The organism is Pantoea sp. CFSAN033090, from assembly GCF_001264395.1.
GTDB classification, from domain to species: Bacteria; Pseudomonadota; Gammaproteobacteria; order Enterobacterales; family Enterobacteriaceae; genus Pantoea; species Pantoea agglomerans.
This window is the reverse complement of record NZ_LGYX01000009.1, coordinates 64,431-80,607: the sequence shown is the minus strand read 5'-3', so window position 1 is coordinate 80,607 and position 16,177 is coordinate 64,431. Positions and strand designations below refer to the sequence as shown.

General features: G+C 58.4%; 16 protein-coding genes. 12 read left to right on the top strand and 4 right to left on the bottom strand.

The annotated features are described in order from the left end of the window. Positions 1-12 precede the first annotated feature (12 nt). Genes aroC through AFL22_RS10845 form a run of 5 tightly spaced genes read left to right on the top strand, consistent with a single transcriptional unit; the run spans position 13 to position 3,621 of the window. The gene (aroC, locus tag AFL22_RS10865; RefSeq protein WP_010257950.1) at positions 13-1,098 is read left to right on the top strand and encodes a chorismate synthase; all 1,086 of its coding nucleotides are present in this window, start codon (positions 13-15) and stop codon (positions 1,096-1,098) included. Between the two features lie 4 nt (positions 1,099-1,102). Then, a complete protein-coding gene (gene mepA, locus AFL22_RS10860; RefSeq protein ID WP_010257953.1) occupies positions 1,103-1,927 on the top strand; it encodes a penicillin-insensitive murein endopeptidase in 825 nt (274 codons plus the stop codon). Between the two features lie 8 nt (positions 1,928-1,935). Continuing rightward, entirely contained in the window at positions 1,936-2,739 is an 804-nt protein-coding gene (locus tag AFL22_RS10855) for a sulfite exporter TauE/SafE family protein (RefSeq protein ID WP_010671439.1), read from the top strand. Between the two features lie 19 nt (positions 2,740-2,758). Then, positions 2,759-3,304 carry an elongation factor P hydroxylase gene (locus AFL22_RS10850; RefSeq protein ID WP_003854284.1) on the top strand — a complete coding sequence of 182 codons (546 nt, stop codon included), beginning with the start codon at positions 2,759-2,761 and terminating at the stop codon, positions 3,302-3,304. A gap of 32 nt (positions 3,305-3,336) precedes the next feature. Continuing rightward, entirely contained in the window at positions 3,337-3,621 is a 285-nt protein-coding gene (locus AFL22_RS10845; RefSeq protein WP_003854283.1) for a YfcL family protein, read from the top strand. Between the two features lie 33 nt (positions 3,622-3,654). Here the strand turns inward: AFL22_RS10845 and mnmC are convergent, their stop codons facing one another. Next, positions 3,655-5,661, bottom strand: a complete 2,007-nt coding sequence (gene mnmC, locus AFL22_RS10840; protein ID WP_031292721.1) for a bifunctional tRNA (5-methylaminomethyl-2-thiouridine)(34)-methyltransferase MnmD/FAD-dependent 5-carboxymethylaminomethyl-2-thiouridine(34) oxidoreductase MnmC — start codon at positions 5,659-5,661, stop codon at positions 3,655-3,657. A 154-nt stretch (positions 5,662-5,815) separates the two neighbouring features. Here mnmC and fabB point away from each other — a divergent pair, with 154 nt between their 5' ends. After that, positions 5,816-7,036 carry a beta-ketoacyl-ACP synthase I gene (gene fabB, locus AFL22_RS10835; RefSeq protein ID WP_010257968.1) on the top strand — a complete coding sequence of 407 codons (1,221 nt, stop codon included), beginning with the start codon at positions 5,816-5,818 and terminating at the stop codon, positions 7,034-7,036. Positions 7,037-7,121: 85 nt separating this feature from the next. Here fabB and AFL22_RS10830 read toward each other — a convergent pair whose 3' ends face one another. After that, positions 7,122-8,546 carry a PLP-dependent aminotransferase family protein gene (locus tag AFL22_RS10830; RefSeq protein ID WP_052271389.1) on the bottom strand — a complete coding sequence of 475 codons (1,425 nt, stop codon included), beginning with the start codon at positions 8,544-8,546 and terminating at the stop codon, positions 7,122-7,124. An 87-nt stretch (positions 8,547-8,633) separates the two neighbouring features. Between AFL22_RS10830 and AFL22_RS10825 the strand changes: the two genes are divergently transcribed. Further along, positions 8,634-9,077 (top strand): rhodanese-like domain-containing protein, encoded by a 444-nt coding sequence (locus AFL22_RS10825; RefSeq protein ID WP_050679676.1) that lies wholly within the window; start codon positions 8,634-8,636, stop codon positions 9,075-9,077. Between the two features lies 1 nt (position 9,078). Here AFL22_RS10825 and flk read toward each other — a convergent pair whose 3' ends face one another. Continuing rightward, positions 9,079-10,128: a flagella biosynthesis regulator Flk gene (gene flk / locus AFL22_RS10820; protein ID WP_052271388.1), complete on the bottom strand. Its 1,050-nt coding sequence runs from the start codon at positions 10,126-10,128 to the stop codon at positions 9,079-9,081. Between the two features lie 203 nt (positions 10,129-10,331). Continuing rightward, positions 10,332-11,231 carry a DMT family transporter gene (locus AFL22_RS10815; protein WP_052271387.1) on the bottom strand — a complete coding sequence of 300 codons (900 nt, stop codon included), beginning with the start codon at positions 11,229-11,231 and terminating at the stop codon, positions 10,332-10,334. 97 nt (positions 11,232-11,328) lie between these two features. On the opposite strand from AFL22_RS10815, the gene AFL22_RS10810 reads away from it, so the two are divergent. From AFL22_RS10810 to AFL22_RS10790, 5 genes are all read left to right on the top strand, one after another. Next, entirely contained in the window at positions 11,329-12,108 is a 780-nt protein-coding gene (locus AFL22_RS10810; RefSeq protein ID WP_033772307.1) for a helix-turn-helix transcriptional regulator, read from the top strand. A gap of 55 nt (positions 12,109-12,163) precedes the next feature. Further along, positions 12,164-13,297 (top strand): 4-phosphoerythronate dehydrogenase PdxB, encoded by a 1,134-nt coding sequence (pdxB, locus tag AFL22_RS10805; protein WP_033778724.1) that lies wholly within the window; start codon positions 12,164-12,166, stop codon positions 13,295-13,297. A 302-nt stretch (positions 13,298-13,599) separates the two neighbouring features. Next, complete coding sequence (locus AFL22_RS10800) at positions 13,600-14,607, top strand: aspartate-semialdehyde dehydrogenase (RefSeq protein ID WP_052271386.1); 1,008 nt, start codon at positions 13,600-13,602, stop codon at positions 14,605-14,607. A gap of 2 nt (positions 14,608-14,609) precedes the next feature. After that, positions 14,610-15,413 carry a tRNA pseudouridine(38-40) synthase TruA gene (gene truA / locus AFL22_RS10795; RefSeq protein ID WP_008926481.1) on the top strand — a complete coding sequence of 268 codons (804 nt, stop codon included), beginning with the start codon at positions 14,610-14,612 and terminating at the stop codon, positions 15,411-15,413. A 29-nt stretch (positions 15,414-15,442) separates the two neighbouring features. After that, positions 15,443-16,105 carry a DedA family protein gene (locus tag AFL22_RS10790; protein WP_052271385.1) on the top strand — a complete coding sequence of 221 codons (663 nt, stop codon included), beginning with the start codon at positions 15,443-15,445 and terminating at the stop codon, positions 16,103-16,105. The last annotated feature ends 72 nt before the right edge of the window (positions 16,106-16,177 follow it).

Sequence of the window (16,177 nt, the reverse complement as noted above, 5' to 3'; positions counted from 1 at the left end):
GAAGGAAACAGCATGGCCGGAAACAGCATCGGACAATTTTTTCGAGTAACGACCTTTGGCGAGTCCCATGGGCTTGCGCTGGGCTGTATCGTTGATGGTGTGCCGCCAGGTATTCCGCTGACCGAAGCGGATATTCAGCATGATCTTGATCGCCGCCGTCCTGGCACATCGCGCTATACCACGCAGCGCCGCGAGCCGGATCAGGTGAAAATTTTGTCCGGTGTCTTTGAGGGTGTGACTACCGGTACTTCGATTGGCCTGCTGATTGAAAATACCGATCAGCGTTCGCAGGATTACGGCGCTATCAAAGATCTCTTCCGTCCGGGCCATGCTGATTACACCTACGAGCAGAAATATGGTCAGCGCGACTACCGTGGCGGTGGACGCTCGTCGGCGCGCGAAACCGCGATGCGCGTGGCGGCCGGTGCGATTGCCAAGAAATACCTGCAGATGAAACACGGTGTCGTGGTGCGCGGCTATCTGTCACAGATTGGTGACATCGCCTGTGAGCTGAAAGACTGGAGCATCGTGGAAGAGAATCCGTTCTTCTGCCCGGATGCGGACAAGCTGGAGGCGCTGGATGAACTGATGCGCGGCCTGAAAAAAGAGGGCGACTCCATTGGCGCTAAAGTCACGGTCATGGCAGATCACGTGCCGCCAGGCCTGGGCGAGCCGGTATTTGACCGGCTGGATGCCGATCTGGCACATGCGCTGATGAGCATCAATGCCGTTAAAGGCGTTGAAATCGGCGACGGCTTTGCGGTGGTTAACCAGCGCGGCAGCCAGCATCGCGACGAGATCCGCCACGATGGTTTCCAGAGCAACCACGCCGGGGGGATTCTGGGCGGCATCAGCAGCGGCCAGACCATCAGCGCCAATCTGGCGATGAAACCAACCTCCAGCATCACCGTGCCGGGTAAAACCATTACCCGCGACGGCGAAGAAGTGGAGATGATCACCAAAGGCCGCCACGATCCCTGCGTCGGGATCCGCGCAGTGCCGATCGCCGAGGCGATGATGGCGATCGTCCTGATGGATCATCTGCTGCGCCAGCGGGCGCAGAACGGTGACGTTAACAGCTCCGTACCGCGCTGGTGATGCCATGAAGGCTCTTCTGCTTACCCTGAGTGCGCTGTTGATCAGCGCCTCCAGCCTGGCGGCGACGCCGTGGCAACGCATCCAGCAGCCGATTACCGGTGCACCGCAGTCAATCGGCGGCTTTGCCAACGGCTGTATTGTTGGCGCCGAGGCGCTGCCGCTGAATTCACCGCACTATCAGGTGATGCGTCAGGATCAGCGGCGCTACTTTGGTCATCCCGATCTGATTCAGTTTATTCAGCGTCTCAGTACGCAGGTGCATAACCTGCAACTGGGCAACGTGCTGATAGGCGACATGGGCATGGCAGCAGGCGGACGTTTCAGCAGCGGTCACGCCAGCCATCAGACCGGACTGGATGTCGATATCTGGCTGCAACTGCCAAAAACCCGCTGGAGCGCCCAGCAACTGCTGAAGCCGCAGCCGCTCGATCTGGTCGGGCCGGGTGACAAAAATGTGATTGCGCGCCACTGGCAGCCAGAAATTGATAGCCTGATTAAACTGGCCGCCAAAGATGATGATGTGACACGGATCTTCGTCAATCCGGCGATTAAAAAGCAGCTTTGTGCCGATGCGGGTAACGATCGTGACTGGCTGCGTAAAGTGCGCCCGTGGTTTGCTCACCGTGCCCATATGCATGTGCGCCTGCGCTGCCCGGCGGGCAGTATCGGCTGTGAAGATCAGCCTGCACCGCCTGCTGGCGATGGCTGTGGCGCAGAGCTGCAGAGCTGGTTCCTGCCAAAACAGCCTGGCTCGGGCGCGCCGGTGAAACGTGAGCCGCCGCCATTACCGCCTGCCTGTCAGGCCCTGCTGGATAAACATCTACTGTAAGGGATTCCATGGATTGGTTTGTGGTCAGCCCGCTGCTCGTCGGGCTGCTGTTTTTAATCGCCATGCTCGCCGGTTTTATTGATTCAATCGCGGGTGGCGGGGGATTACTTACGGTACCTTCGTTGCTGGCGGCGGGCCTCTCTCCGGCCCAGGCGCTGGCGACCAATAAACTGCAATCGGTCGGCGGATCGTTTTCCGCCAGTCTCTACTTTATCCGGCGTGGTGCGGTCAATCTGAATGAACAGTGGCTGAACATTGCCATGACGCTGCTGGGTTCCGTGCTGGGCGCGATACTGATTCAGCGCCTGCAGGCGGATTTCCTGCGCCAGATGCTGCCGCTGTTTTTAATCGCTATCGGTCTGTGGTTCCTGCTGATGCCGCGACTCGGCGAAGTGGATCGCGCGCGCCGTCTGCAGGGTCTGGCCTTTGCCCTGGTCGGCGGCGGGGCTGTGGGGTTCTATGACGGATTTTTCGGACCGGGCGCAGGCTCTTTTTATGCGCTGGCTTTCGTCACGCTCTGTGGCTACAACCTTGCCAAAGCGACCGCCCATGCCAAGGTCCTCAACTTCACCTCGAACCTCGGCAGCCTGCTGTTCTTTATGTTCGGCGGCAAAGTGGTGTGGGGAACCGGCCTGATCATGATGCTCGGCGCTTTCTGCGGCGCGCGTCTGGGCGCAAGACTGGTGCTAAGCCGCGGACAGAAGCTGATCCGCCCGATGGTGGTGATTGTGTCTGCCGTCATGAGCATTAAATTACTGTGGGACAGCCATGGCAGCGCCGTTATGGCCTGGCTTGCCACGCTGCAATCGTAACCTAAAACCTGATACCGTCATGAACCCGACTCATCATTATGAACAGCTGATCACGCTGTTTGATCGCTGTTTCAGCGATGAATTTCAGACCCGTCTAATTAAAGGCGATGATGAACCGATCTATCTTCCTGCTGATGCCGAATCGCCGTGGAACCGTGTGGTCTTTGCTCACGGCTTCTACGCCAGCGCCCTGCATGAGATCTCTCACTGGTGCATCGCCGGTGAAGCGCGCCGCAAACTGGTCGATTTTGGCTACTGGTACTGTCCGGATGGCCGCGATGCGCTGACCCAGAGTCAGTTTGAAGCGGTGGAAGTGAAGCCACAGGCGCTGGAGTGGATGTTTTGTACGGCGGCAGGCTTTCCCTTCAACGTGAGTTGTGACAATCTCGACGGGGATTGTGAACCGGATCGCATTGCGTTCCAGCGTAAAGTGCATGCTCAGGTCATGAGCTATCTGACGTCGGGCATTCCCGACCGTCCCGCGCGTTTTATTACCGCCCTGGCGGAATTTTATGGCAGGCCTTCATTAACAGCATCGCAGTTTCCCTGGCCGGACGATCTGTGATGCAGAAAGGCATTATTAAAAGAGGAATTGAGATGATCGCAGAATTTGAAGCGCGTATTCTGGCCCTGATTGACGACATGGTCGAGCATGCCAGTGACGATGAGCTGTTCGCCAGCGGTTATCTGCGCGGGCATCTGACACTGGCGGTCGCTGAAGTGGAGCAACTGGGCGAACATACGCCAGAAGCGCTGCAGATTCAGGTGAGCCGCAGTCTGCAAAATGCCATTGCTGCCGGAGAACTCTCGCCGCGCGATCAGGCATTAGTGGTCGGGATGTGGGATAACCTGTTTGTTCAGGCACGCCAGCTCTCCGCGTAATGGTGCAGGGCGGCATGCCGCCCTTAGCGTCCGCTAAACGGCTTTTCCCTTCAGTAATTTCCTCACCCAGTAACGATTCGGATTGAGTGCTGCCAGGGTACTGGCATCCAGAGGCTGCGGCTCGCCCGCCAGCTGAGCTGCCAGTACTTCGGCCGCCAGCGGCGCACTGCACAGGCCGCGCGATCCCAGCGCCCCAAACAGATACAAGCCCGCAAGATCGGGTGCGTCAGCGATATCGCTGCCTGCCGCCTGCTGTGCCGGTAAATCAGCATACTGCGCCAGCGTAGCAGCATAATCCGGCACGCCGCCCACCATCGGCAGGTGATCCCGGGTGGCGCAGCGCACCCCCATTCTTGCCTCTCCGTCACTGACATCCACCGTTTCGGCCCAGCTGCTGTCAGGCAGGCAGTGCAGCAGGCGGCTGCGGTTCTCCTGCTGATCCTCCTCCCGATACGCGGTTGCGGTATCGCCACGGTGATAGCTGGCCCCGATACAGTGCGTACCAAACTGCGGGCTGACAGGCGTCAGATAGCCGTCGTAACAGAGCACCGTTTGCAGCGCGTTGAGGCCCGGCGTGGAGGGAACATGGCTTACCTGACCGGCCACCGGATAGGTCGGCAGCGGGGCGCTTTGCGCAAAGTCAGCAATCGCATGACCGTTTGCCAGTACGACGGTCGGATGACGTACCGCCGGACGATCGCTGAACGTCAGCATCCAGTGATCATCCTCACGGGAAAGCGCGCTCACCCGGTGCAGCCAGTGAATGCGCAATCCCTGGGTTTCGCCATGCGCCAGCATCGCGGTGGTCAGCTCTGCCGGTGAGAGCCAGCCGCCTTGCGGATAGAAAATGCCGCCACAGCCATGTTCAACATTTGCCCGTTTTTCAGCTTCTGCCACATCGACGCCACAGGCGATGATTTCAGGCAGGTCCATCGCCAGCATCTGATCGATCTTCTTACGGCTTTTCTCATCCCAGCCCAGCTGCAGCACACCGCTCCAGTGATGCTCATAGGTGACGGTTAATTGATCATAGAGCCGCCGGGCAAAGCTGAAGGCCGAGGGGAAAAAAGTGGCAAGTGCCGGGTCGTGCTGATTGAGCAGCGGATAGAGCGCTCCCTGACGGTTGCCGGATGCGCCCAGCGCGGGCGCCTCATCGGCGCAATAAAGCGTTACCCGCCAGCCGCGACGCAGCAGCGCCAGCGCCAGGGTGGCACTGGCGACGCCGCCGCCAATCAGGGCTACATCACGCTGCTCCGCAGCCTGACGATGATACCAGGGCTGTGCGGCGGGCAGCGGAGGCGCATCCTGCAACGGCCCGCATAGCATTTCGCGCTTCGGACCAAATCCTTTGCGGCGGATGACCGCAAAGCCCGCCTGCTGCAGACCGCGCCGGACAATGCCTGCGGCGGTAAAGGTCGCGAAGGTCCCCTGCGGCCGCGCCAGTTTTGCCATCATGCCGAACAGCTCCGGCGTCCACATATCCGGGTTCTTTGAGGGCGCGAACCCATCCAGGAACCAGGCATCTACCTGACGATTCAGGCTCTCATCCAGCTGGCCCATCAGCAGGTTAATATCGCCCAGCCACAGGTCGAGCGTGATGCGGCCGCCATCAAACAGCAGACGCTGACAGCCGGGCAGGGCAGCGGGCCACTGCGCCTGCAGCGCCTCCGCCCAGGGGGCCAGTTCGGGCCAGTGCTGCTGCGCCGCAGTTAAATCTTCACGGGTTAACGGAAATTTCTCAAAGCTGATGAAATGCAGACGTTTTAAAGTGGCGTCGGGCTGTTCGCGCTGAAACGCATCGAACGCCTGCCACAGCGTCAGGAAATTAAGACCGGTGCCAAAACCGCTCTCCGCCACGATCAGCAGATCGCGCGGATGCTCAGTAAAACGCTGGGGAAAACCGTTGCCGCCAAGGAAGACATAGCGTGTCTCTTCCAGACCGTTGTCATTAGAGAAATAGACATCGCCAAACGCTCGGGAAACAGGTGTACCCTGTTCATTCCAGTTTAGCTTTGCATGTTCAACCGGGGTCAATTTCACGGTAAAGGCTCGTTTTTCAGGCAGTGGCGCGATTCTAGCGACCCGCGTGACATGACGCAAATTTACAAAAGGAAATAGCTGATCGGACTTGTTCGGCGTACAAGTGTACGCTAGAGTGCATGCCAATTAAGAAGAAGTGGATGAGGAAGATTGAATGAAACGTGCTGTGATTACTGGCTTAGGGATCGTTTCCAGTATTGGTAATAACCAGCAGGAGGTGCTGTCATCTCTGCGTGAAGGACGCTCTGGCATCACCTTTTCTGAAGAGATGAAAGATTCCGGCATGCGTAGTCACGTCTGGGGTAACGTTAAATTAGATACCACCGGCCTCATCGATCGCAAAGTTGTGCGCTTTATGAGTGATGCGTCCATCTATGCTTATCTTTCCATGGAAGAAGCGATTAAAGATTCTGGCCTTAGCGCTGAAGCGTATCAGAGCAACCCACGTGTGGGTCTGATTGCGGGTTCAGGCGGCGGCTCCCCACGTTTCCAGGTATTTGGTGCTGACGCAATGCGCAGCCCACGCGGCCTGAAAGCGGTTGGCCCTTATGTTGTCACCAAAGCGATGGCCTCTGGCGTCTCTGCCTGCCTCGCAACGCCATTCAAAATTCATGGCGTAAACTACTCGATTAGCTCCGCCTGTGCCACCTCTGCGCACTGTATCGGTAACGCCGTTGAGCAGATCCAGCTTGGCAAACAGGATATCGTTTTTGCGGGCGGCGGCGAAGAGCTGTGCTGGGAAATGGCCTGTGAGTTCGACGCCATGGGCGCGCTCTCTACCCGTTACAACGACACGCCAGAAAAAGCGTCACGCACTTATGACAATGAGCGCGACGGCTTTGTTATCGCCGGTGGCGGTGGCATGGTCGTCGTTGAAGAACTGGAGCATGCGCTGGCACGTGGTGCGCATATCTATGCCGAAATCGTCGGTTATGGTGCCACTTCAGACGGTGCAGACATGGTTGCTCCATCAGGTGAAGGCGCAGTGCGCTGCATGAAGATGGCGATGCACGGTGTCGATACCCCAATTGACTATCTGAACAGCCACGGAACCTCTACCCCGGTGGGTGATGTGAAAGAGCTGGGCGCGATTCGTGAAGTGTTTGGCGATAACACGCCATACATCTCAGCAACGAAAGCGATGACCGGCCACTCTCTGGGTGCGGCTGGCGTGCAGGAAGCGATCTACTCGCTGCTGATGCTGGAGCATGGCTTTATCGCGCCAAGCATCAACATCACCTCGCTTGACGCGGCAGCAACCGGTATGAACATCGTCACTGAGCCGATGGAAAAAGAGCTGACTACCGTGATGTCTAACAGCTTTGGTTTTGGCGGTACCAACGCCACATTGACCATGCGTAAATATCAGGCGTAATTATTACGTCAGCACTCTGAAGGGCCGGCTTGCCGGCCCTTTTTGTTTTACAGCCCATCCGCTTTACCTCGTTCAACCCTCCGTTTTAGCCCTCCCGCTGCAGCAGCCGCAGCAATGTATCGCATCCTGCCACAATCTCGTCAGGCGTCAGTGCGGCAAAGCCCAGCATCCAGCCTTGCTGAGATGAAGGCCCGGCATAGAGCGGACTCAGACGCGGCAGCAGCAAACCCTGTTGAGCCGCCAATGCGCTTAATCGCGCTTCATCCTGTTGCAGTCTGACAGTTACCTGTAATCCGCCGCTGCTGACAATCGGCGTGATCCACGGCGACAGTTGCTGAGCGATTAGCGTCAGCAGCAGATCGCGACGGTTGTGATAGAGCTGACGCATCAGCCGCAGATGGCTGGCGAAATGTCCCTGTTGCAGAAAGGCGGCTGTGACAGCCTGCGGCAGCAGGGCGCTGTGTCCATCCAGCACGCTGCGTGCCTGGCCTATGGGGGTAATCAGCGCGGGCGGGACCACCATCCAGGCCAGCCGCAGGGAGGGAAACAGCGACTTCGAGAAGGTGCCCAGCGTAATCACCCGCTGATGGCGATCCAGTCCCTGTAGCGCAGGGATAGGACGTTCGTCGTAGTGAAATTCGCTGTCATAATCGTCTTCAATCAGCCAGCACCGGTTGCGCTGCGCCCAGTCCAGCCACGCCAGGCGTCGCGTCAGGCTCAGCGTCACGCCGGTAGGGTAATGATGCGATGGCGTCAGATACATCAGTTTTGCACTGCCGCTGGCGGGGATGGCACCTTCGGCATCGACCTCAATCCCGCGCACCTGTGCGCCGGCAGCCAGAAAGGCGTTACGCGCACCAGGATAGCCCGGCTCCTCCATCCATACCTCATCACCGGGATCGACGAACATCAAAGCCAGTAACTGCAGTGCCTGTTGTGAACTGGTCAGAATGATCACCTGTTCCGGCTGGCATGCCACGCCCCGGGAAAGTGCCAGATAATCCGCGAGTGCGCTGCGTAACGGCAGGTAGCCGCAGGGATCGCCGTATCCCATTGCGGCACTGCCCAGTGAACGCTGCACGCTGCTGCCGAGGCGTCGCCACGTGTCATGGGGAAAAGCGCGTAACTCCGGTGAACCGGCGGCGAATGCATGGGGAAAAGGGGGATCCTGACAGCCACCGGTTGCCAGTACCTGCTGGCCCCGCGCCGAGAAACGGACGGGCTGAGGCCGGGCCGGAAATGATGATGAGTGGGTGGGGATGATGATGGCAACAAAAGTACCGCGACCGGTCTCGCGTCGCAGATAGCCTTCACTTTCCAGCTGTCCGTAGGCCGCTTCCACCGTCACACGTGACAGACGCAGATCCTGCGCCAGCTGCCGACTGGACGGCAACTGCTGACCAGCATGCAGATGGTGCCGGTTGATCGCCAGTCGCAGGGTAGAGCAGAGCCGCTCGCGCACGCCGCCACTGGTCTGATGCTGAAAAAGTTGTAATAACGGTGAAGACATATGGGTCTTATACCTGATGGGGAATGGGTATCAGTAAGCAGTCCACTTTGCCGTAAACTGCAGACTCACCACAACAGGAGAATCGCTATGTCATCGGTTTTACGAATTCCGGCCGCCACCCCGCAGCAAAGCCTCGACTATCTGCAGGCAAAACTCGCTTTTTACACCGACGCCTGGGATCTGGCGGAAGATCTGGAACGGCAAATCCCGGATATCGTGGTAATCGATGCTCGCGCGCCGGAGGCTTATCGCGCCGGGCATATTTGCGGCGCGATCAACTTTCCGCATCGCGAGATGGATACCACTACGACGGCCCGGCTTGATCGCAGTAAAGTTTATGTCACGTATTGTGACGGCATTGGCTGTAACGGCTCGACGAAAGCGGCCTGGAAACTGGCCTCGCTGGGATTTCAGGTGAAGGAGTTGATTGGCGGGCTGGATTTCTGGAAACGTGACGGTCATCCGCTGACCTGGGGTGATGCACCGGGCGAATGGCCAGTCGCCGCGCCCAAAGCATTCTGTGGCTGTTAACTCAGAGGACCAGCCAGAGCAAAAGGGTGATGACAACCAGAGCGACAAAGAAACCCAGCAGGGGGCGCTCTGCCAGAGGCTGAATCGCGGGCGGCAGCGACGCAACAAAGGGCGACCAGATCGGCTGCGGTTTAATCTCGCTGGCAGACAGCGGCTGTTCGAGAAGTTTTTCTGCCCGGTCGGCGCGACGGCTGAACAGGAAGTTCAGCAGATCCTGGGTCTGCGTTACGGTGAGCACCGTCTGCGGTGTCGCCTGAAAACGCTGCTGGCTGTAGTCCTCCAGTTGCTGCCGCTCCTGCTGATCAAGCGGCTGTTTCAGGGACGCTTCCAGCAATTGCAGCGTCGGTGCACTGTGCTGACTCAGCGTCTGGCGCACCTGCAGATACTGGGTCAGCAGCGGGAAGTGGCGCGACGGGATGGGATCACCGCTGGTCAGATTGACCAGTTTCAGCGCAGCCGTCCACAGCTTACCGGTGGATTCGCCAGTGGCAGCGGCCAGGCGTACCACCTGCTGATTCAGCGTATGGTGCTCGGCAGGCAGCAGCGTGCGATCGCTGACGCGGATCTGCTGCGGCTGAGGAATCGTCATCTGCCCGTTCTGCAGCATCGTCAGCACCTGGCGCAGCTGATCCTGGCTCAGCGCGCTCAGTACGGTCTGACCAAATTGCTGACGGATAAAGTCGCTGACGGCCTGACGGTTATTCCCTTTCGGCAGCAGATCGGTGAGCTGGGTCATCAGCTGGCGTGTGGCATGCCCATTTTGCGTCTGCGTAAGGCGGCCATTAAGGTACTGTTCCGCTGCCGGAAAATGACGCGACTGTAATTCCGCTTCACTCTTTACGCCCACTTCATGGCGTACGCCCGCCCACAGTTCAGGCGCTTTAAGATTACTGAGCGATGAGATACGCACGATCAGGCGTTCTAACGTTGTGCGCTGCGCAGGGGAGAGGGGCTGTTCACCGGCCACTGAACCGTGACGCGTTACGCCAGTTTGCGGATTGACAGATGAACGATCGCCGACCGGCACACCGGGGCCGCTGAGTGGTTGCATGGCGGATTCCTTGGGAAAACAGAACAGCGTGGGGTGCGCCGGAAAATGAATAGGCCATGATAGCAAAAGCCCCCGGGAAATCCCACGGGGGACATGCGTTTCGGCACGAGATTTACGCTTCAGCCGTAGCCTTTCTTCACTGCCATCCTCAACAGCGCCCTCACTCGCCGCAGCCGCTACCCGTAATCTGCCGACCGCGCTATTCAGGGCTGAGGGTGACTCACCGGTTTACGGCGGGATAAGGGGGTACGCAGCCGCTGCGCCAGTATCACACCGCCAAGCGTCAGACCGCCGCCAATCCAGTGGTAACTGTGTAATTGCTCATGCAGGAAAATCACCGCGATCACCGCGGTAAATACCGGGATCAGATTCATAAAGATACTGGTGGTGCTGGCACCCAGACGCTGCACACCGTGGATCCACAGGAACGGCGCGATGATCGAAGCAAACAGACCGGCAAAGGCCACCAGCGGCAGGTTGTGCCGGTTAAGCGCCACCTCGGGGGCCAGCAGAAAACCAGGCAACAGCAGCACGACACCAAATAAAATCTGCACATACAGGCTTTGCCAGATCGGCAGCGGCAGTGCCCAGCGTCGTGTCAGCACGCCATACAGCGCATAGGCGGCGGAGGCGGCCAGCATCAGCAGTTCACCTTTGCCCAGGCCATGATTCAGCAGCTGCATCACATTACCCTCACTGACCAGCCACACCAGACCGCTAAAGGAGATGATGCTGCCGAGCAGGATGCCGAGCGTCGGCGCAATCCGCAGGATCACCACGCTCAGCAGCACGGTGAGCAGGGGGATGAGGGCGCCGATAATGCCCATAAAGAGTGCGCTGACACTTTGTGCTGCGTAGTAGGCGAGACTCTGATAGAGCACCATGCCGAGCAGGCCAAGGATCGCCAGCCGCCAGAGGTGCGGTTTAATGACCTGTCGCGTGCGCCAGACGCCGGGCAGCACGAAGGGCGTCAGCACCAGCAGGGCCAGTAACCAGCGGTAGAATGAGATCGCCGCCGGATCGATCGCATCCGCCGAGAGTTTGCTGACAATTGAGTTGATCGACCAGATTATTACCGCAAAGAGCGGGTACAGGAAAAACATGCTGACTCTCCACACGCCATAATGAGGCGCAGTGTACGCTTGTCCGGATTTATTCAGATAGTTAATATCGGACAAAATTAGTTGTGGAGCGGACATAATGACCCTGAAAGTGATCTACCAGCCGCCCCTTGACGCGCCGCAACTGCGCTACTTTATGCGTTATGAGCAGGCCAATGCCCGCACCGAATATCTGCCGCATGCGCATGCCTGGGGTCAGCTCATTATGGTGAAAAGCCACGTACTGGAGATGCAGGTCGAGGGTGAGCGATTGCTGACACCGGCAGATATTCCGGTCTGGATCCCACCGGGTCAGCTTCACAGTAGCTATAACCATCGTCAGGCACAGTTCCGTACTTTTAATCTGGCGGCTCCGTTATGCGCCGATCTGCCCCGGCGCGCCTGCCTGCTGCTGGTCGATCCCATTGCACATGCCATTTTGGATGAGTTTGCTGAGCAGCAAATCGAGCAACCCGAAACGGATGCGCAGTGGCGGCTGTGCGAGGTGCTGCGCGATCGCCTGCAGCTGGCTCAGGTACAGGAGAGTTATCTGCCCACCTCTGACGATAAATTTCTGGCGCCGGTGTTACATGCGCTGGAAGCGCATCCGGGCGATAACACCACGCTGGCAGGCTGGGCGGCGCGGGTCTTTACCACCGAACGGACGCTGGCGCGTCGCTGCCAGCAGCAGCTTCATATGACCTTTGGCGAGTGGCGGCAGCGGCTGCGGTTTCTGCGCGCCATTGTGCTGCTGGAGCAGGGGGAAAGCGTGCAGAGCATCGCCCATGAGCTGGGGTACAGTTCAGCTTCGGCGCTGATTGTGATGTTCCAGCAACAGGCGGGAACCACGCCCGAACGCTACCGTGCGCGGTTAGGCTAACGCGTCGCTTTGTGCCAGAATAATTGCCTGATATGTAACTGACAGGAAAGCCGTGGTGAAAATTCTGGTCGATGAAAATATGCCTTATGCCCGTGAGCTATTCAGCCGTACCGGCGACGTGGTCGCGGTGCCGGGGCGTCCGCTGCCGGTGGCTGAACTGGCCGATGCCGATGGCCTGATGGTGCGCTCAGTCACCCAGGTTAATGAGGCCCTGCTGGCAGGAAAGCCGGTGAAATTTGTCGGAACCGCCACGGCGGGCACCGATCATATCGACGAGAACTGGCTGCAGCAGGCGGGCATTGCGTTCTCTGCCGCACCCGGCTGTAACGCCATTGCGGTGGTGGAGTATGTTTTTTCTGCGCTGTTGCTGCTGGCGGAACGCGATGGTTTCCAGCTGCGTGACCGCACTGTCGGCATCGTTGGCGTCGGTAACGTCGGTGGGCGACTGCAAAAGCGTCTTGAGGCCTGGGGCATCAAAACCCTGCTGTGCGATCCGCCGCGCGCCGATCGCGGTGATGAGGGGGATTTCCTGTCGCTGGAGGCTGTGACAGAGCAGGCTGATATTCTGACGTTCCATACGCCGCTGTTTAAAGAGGGCCCGTATAAAAGCTGGCATCTGGCGGATGCGGCGCTGCTGATGGCGCTAAAGCCTAATACTATTCTGATCAACGCCTGTCGCGGCCCGGTGGTGGACAACAGCGCGCTGCTGGAGGTGCTGAAAATGCGGCACGATCTTAGCGTCGTGCTGGATGTCTGGGAGCCGGAGCCGGATCTGTCGCTGGCGCTGCTGGATAAGGTCGATATCGCCACGCCGCACATCGCGGGCTACACGCTGGAAGGCAAAGCGCGCGGCACCACCCAGGTGTTTGAAGCCTGGTGCGACTTTATTGGTCAGCCGCAGCAGGTGCCGCTCAGCACCTTACTGCCGGTGCCGGAATTCAGTGAAATCACCCTGAATGGCCCGCTGGATCAGCCAACGCTGAAACGCCTGGCGCATCTGGTGTATGATGTGCGCCGCGATGATGCCCCCCTGCGTAAAGTGGCGGCGAAACCCGGCGAGTTTGATCGCCTGCGCAAGCAGTATCAGGAGCGCCGCGAGTGGTCATCGCTGCAGGTGAACTGCGATGACGCCACAACCGCTGAGCTGCTGAACCAGCTGGGCTTTAACGCAATCATTTCCCCGGAATAGCGGGCGCTGCAGGTCAGGCGCCCTGGCGCGATTTCTGCACTGAATTAATCAGTGAACGGAAGGCGCGCGCTGCTGGCATGTCTGCATGACGGCGGGTTCTGGGGGGATATACCCAATGGATTTCGGGTTGCATTGAGGCGGCAAGAGAACGAATCCCGATGAGCTTACTCAGGTAAGTGATTCGGGTGAGTGAACGCAGCCAACAAAGATGCAACGTGAAAGACGACGGGGATAAATCTGAATCCCTGGGCGATGAATATCACCGCCTTCTGTTTTTATGTCATTGTCTGGAGTAAACCAACATGTCTGACGGCTGGAATATTGCGCTACTTGGCGCGACAGGCGCAGTAGGGAACGCTGTACTGGAACTGCTGGCGGAACGCCAGTTCCCGGTTGGTGAATTATATTTGCTGGCCAGCGAAAACAGCGCGGGCGAAATCAAACGTTTCGAAGGCCGCTCGGTGCGGGTCGAAAATGCGGAGACGTTCGACTGGTCACAGGCGCAGCTGGCCTTTTTCGTGGCGGGACGTGACGCCTCGGCGCGCTTTGCCGATGAAGCGGCCAATGCCGGTTGTCTGGTGATCGACAGCAGCGAGCTGTTTGCGCTGGAACCCGATGTGCCGCTGGTGGTGCCAGATGTGAATCCGCAGGTGCTGGCAGATTATCGCAATCGCAACATCATCAGCGTGGCGGACAACCTGGTAAGCCAGCTGCTGACCGCAATTAAACCGCTGGTGGATGCGGCCGGATTGAGTCGTTTACAGGTGACTAACCTGATCTCAGTCTCCAGCTACGGCAAAGTGGCTGTCGATGCGCTGGCCGGGGAAAGTGCCCGCCTGCTGAACGGTCTTCCGGCCGATGAATACCATTTTGGTCGTCAGCTGGCGTTTAACCTGATGCCACAACAGGCCGACGCAGAAGGCAGCGTGGAGAGTGAGCGTCGCCTGATTGATCAGGTGCGTAAGGTATTGCAGGACGAAGGCTTACCGATTGCGGTCAGCAGCGTACAGGCTCCGGTGTTCTACGGTAATGCGCAGATTGTGCATATCGAAAACCTGCGCCCGCTCTCTGCGGAAGAAGCGCGTGCCGAACTGGCGCTGGCGTCAGATATTCGTCTGAGCGAAGAGGATGAAGTGCCGACGCCGGTCACGGATGCCTCAGGCAACGGCGAACTGAGCATCGGCGCTGTGCGCAACGACTACGGTATCCCGGAGCTGCTGCAGTTCTGGTCAGTAGCGGACAACATTCGTTTTGGCGGCGCGCTGATGGCGGTGAAAACCGCTGAGAAACTGGTTCAGGAGTATCTGTAACCATGTCCGATGGTCAGACGCAAAAACTGGCGCTCGGCATCGAGTATGACGGTAGCCGTTACTACGGCTGGCAGCGTCAGAATGAAGTCCGCAGCGTGCAGGAGAAGGTAGAACGCGCGCTGTCGAAAGTCGCCGATCATCCGGTCAGCATTTTTTGTGCTGGCCGCACCGATGCAGGCGTACACGGGACGGGGCAGGTGGTCCATTTCGAGACCACCTCGCAGCGGCCTGATGGCGCCTGGACGCTGGGCGTCAACGCTAATCTGCCGCCGGATATTGCGGTGCGCTGGGTGAAAGCGGTGCCGGATGAATTTCATGCCCGCTTCAGCGCCACGGCCCGACGCTATCGCTACCTGATCTACAATCAGCGTCTGCGTCCGGCGGTGCTGGCGCAGGGCGTGACGCACTTTTACCATCCTCTGGATGCAGAGAAGATGCAGCGCGCCGGGCAGTGTTTGTTAGGCGAGAATGATTTCACCTCATTCCGAGCCGTGCAGTGCCAGTCGCGTACACCGTGGCGCAACGTGATTCACCTCAACGTGACGCGTCAGGGTCCCTACGTGATTGTGGATATCAAAGCCAATGCCTTTGTGCATCACATGGTGCGCAATATCGTGGGCAGCCTGATGGAGATAGGCTGCGGCAATAAGCCGGAGTCATGGATGGCAACGCTGCTGGCGGCGAAGGATCGGACATTAGCCGCAGCCACAGCCCGGGCAGAGGGGTTGTATCTGGTGGCGGTGGATTACCCATCCCACTTTGCGTTACCACAGCCGTCGATGGGACCGTTGTTCCTCGCGGATTAATTCACTTTCAGGACTTAAAAGGGCGCGCCATGGAGTTTCTCCATTTTCTGGTTGATTTTATTCTGCACATTGATGTGCATCTTGCCGAACTGGTTGCACAGTACGGTATCTGGATTTACGCTATTTTGTTCCTGATTTTGTTCTGCGAAACCGGTCTGGTGGTGACGCCCTTCCTGCCGGGTGACTCGTTGCTGTTTGTGGCGGGCGCACTGGCGGCGTTGCCGGGTAACGATCTTAATGTGCATGTGATGGTGGCATTATTAGTGGTGGCCGCGGTTCTGGGCGACGCAGTGAACTACACCATTGGCAGCCTGTTTGGCGAAAGGTTGTTCAGTAACCCGAACTCGAAGATTTTCCGTCGCAGCCATCTGGATAAAACCCATGTGTTTTATGCCCGTCATGGTGGAAAAACCATTATCCTGGCGCGCTTCGTGCCGATCGTGCGAACCTTTGCGCCGTTTGTTGCCGGTATGGGCCATATGTCCTATCGCCACTTCGCGCTGTTCAACGTAACGGGTGCGCTGCTCTGGGTGCTGCTGTTCTCCTATGCCGGCTACCTGTTTGGCGATCTGCCGGTGGTGCAGGAAAACCTGAAGCTGCTGATTGTGGGCATTATCCTGGTCTCGATTCTGCCAGGTGTGATTGAAGTCTGGCGTCATCGCCGTCAGGCTAAGCAGCAGAAGCAGCCGTAAGGCTGCGCTCAGGGGTAAGACCAGATTTTTATCCACAGTCTGAACAGGTTGTGGTTTAATGAGCGACATTTA

Coding starts and splice junctions, on each gene's coding strand:
- AFL22_RS10790 (WP_052271385.1), top strand. CDS start 15,443: ATGGAGTTTCTCCATTTTCTGGTTGATTTTATTCTGCACATTGATGTG.
- AFL22_RS10800 (WP_052271386.1), top strand. CDS start 13,600: ATGTCTGACGGCTGGAATATTGCGCTACTTGGCGCGACAGGCGCAGTA.
- AFL22_RS10830 (WP_052271389.1), bottom strand. CDS start 8,546: ATGTCTTCACCGTTATTACAACTTTTTCAGCATCAGACCAGTGGCGGC.
- AFL22_RS10855 (WP_010671439.1), top strand. CDS start 1,936: ATGGATTGGTTTGTGGTCAGCCCGCTGCTCGTCGGGCTGCTGTTTTTA.
- AFL22_RS10845 (WP_003854283.1), top strand. CDS start 3,337: ATGATCGCAGAATTTGAAGCGCGTATTCTGGCCCTGATTGACGACATG.
- AFL22_RS10850 (WP_003854284.1), top strand. CDS start 2,759: ATGAACCCGACTCATCATTATGAACAGCTGATCACGCTGTTTGATCGC.
- truA (WP_008926481.1), top strand. CDS start 14,610: ATGTCCGATGGTCAGACGCAAAAACTGGCGCTCGGCATCGAGTATGAC.
- flk (WP_052271388.1), bottom strand. CDS start 10,128: ATGCAACCACTCAGCGGCCCCGGTGTGCCGGTCGGCGATCGTTCATCT.
- aroC (WP_010257950.1), top strand. CDS start 13: ATGGCCGGAAACAGCATCGGACAATTTTTTCGAGTAACGACCTTTGGC.
- AFL22_RS10810 (WP_033772307.1), top strand. CDS start 11,329: ATGACCCTGAAAGTGATCTACCAGCCGCCCCTTGACGCGCCGCAACTG.
- AFL22_RS10825 (WP_050679676.1), top strand. CDS start 8,634: ATGTCATCGGTTTTACGAATTCCGGCCGCCACCCCGCAGCAAAGCCTC.
- mepA (WP_010257953.1), top strand. CDS start 1,103: ATGAAGGCTCTTCTGCTTACCCTGAGTGCGCTGTTGATCAGCGCCTCC.
- AFL22_RS10815 (WP_052271387.1), bottom strand. CDS start 11,231: ATGTTTTTCCTGTACCCGCTCTTTGCGGTAATAATCTGGTCGATCAAC.
- fabB (WP_010257968.1), top strand. CDS start 5,816: ATGAAACGTGCTGTGATTACTGGCTTAGGGATCGTTTCCAGTATTGGT.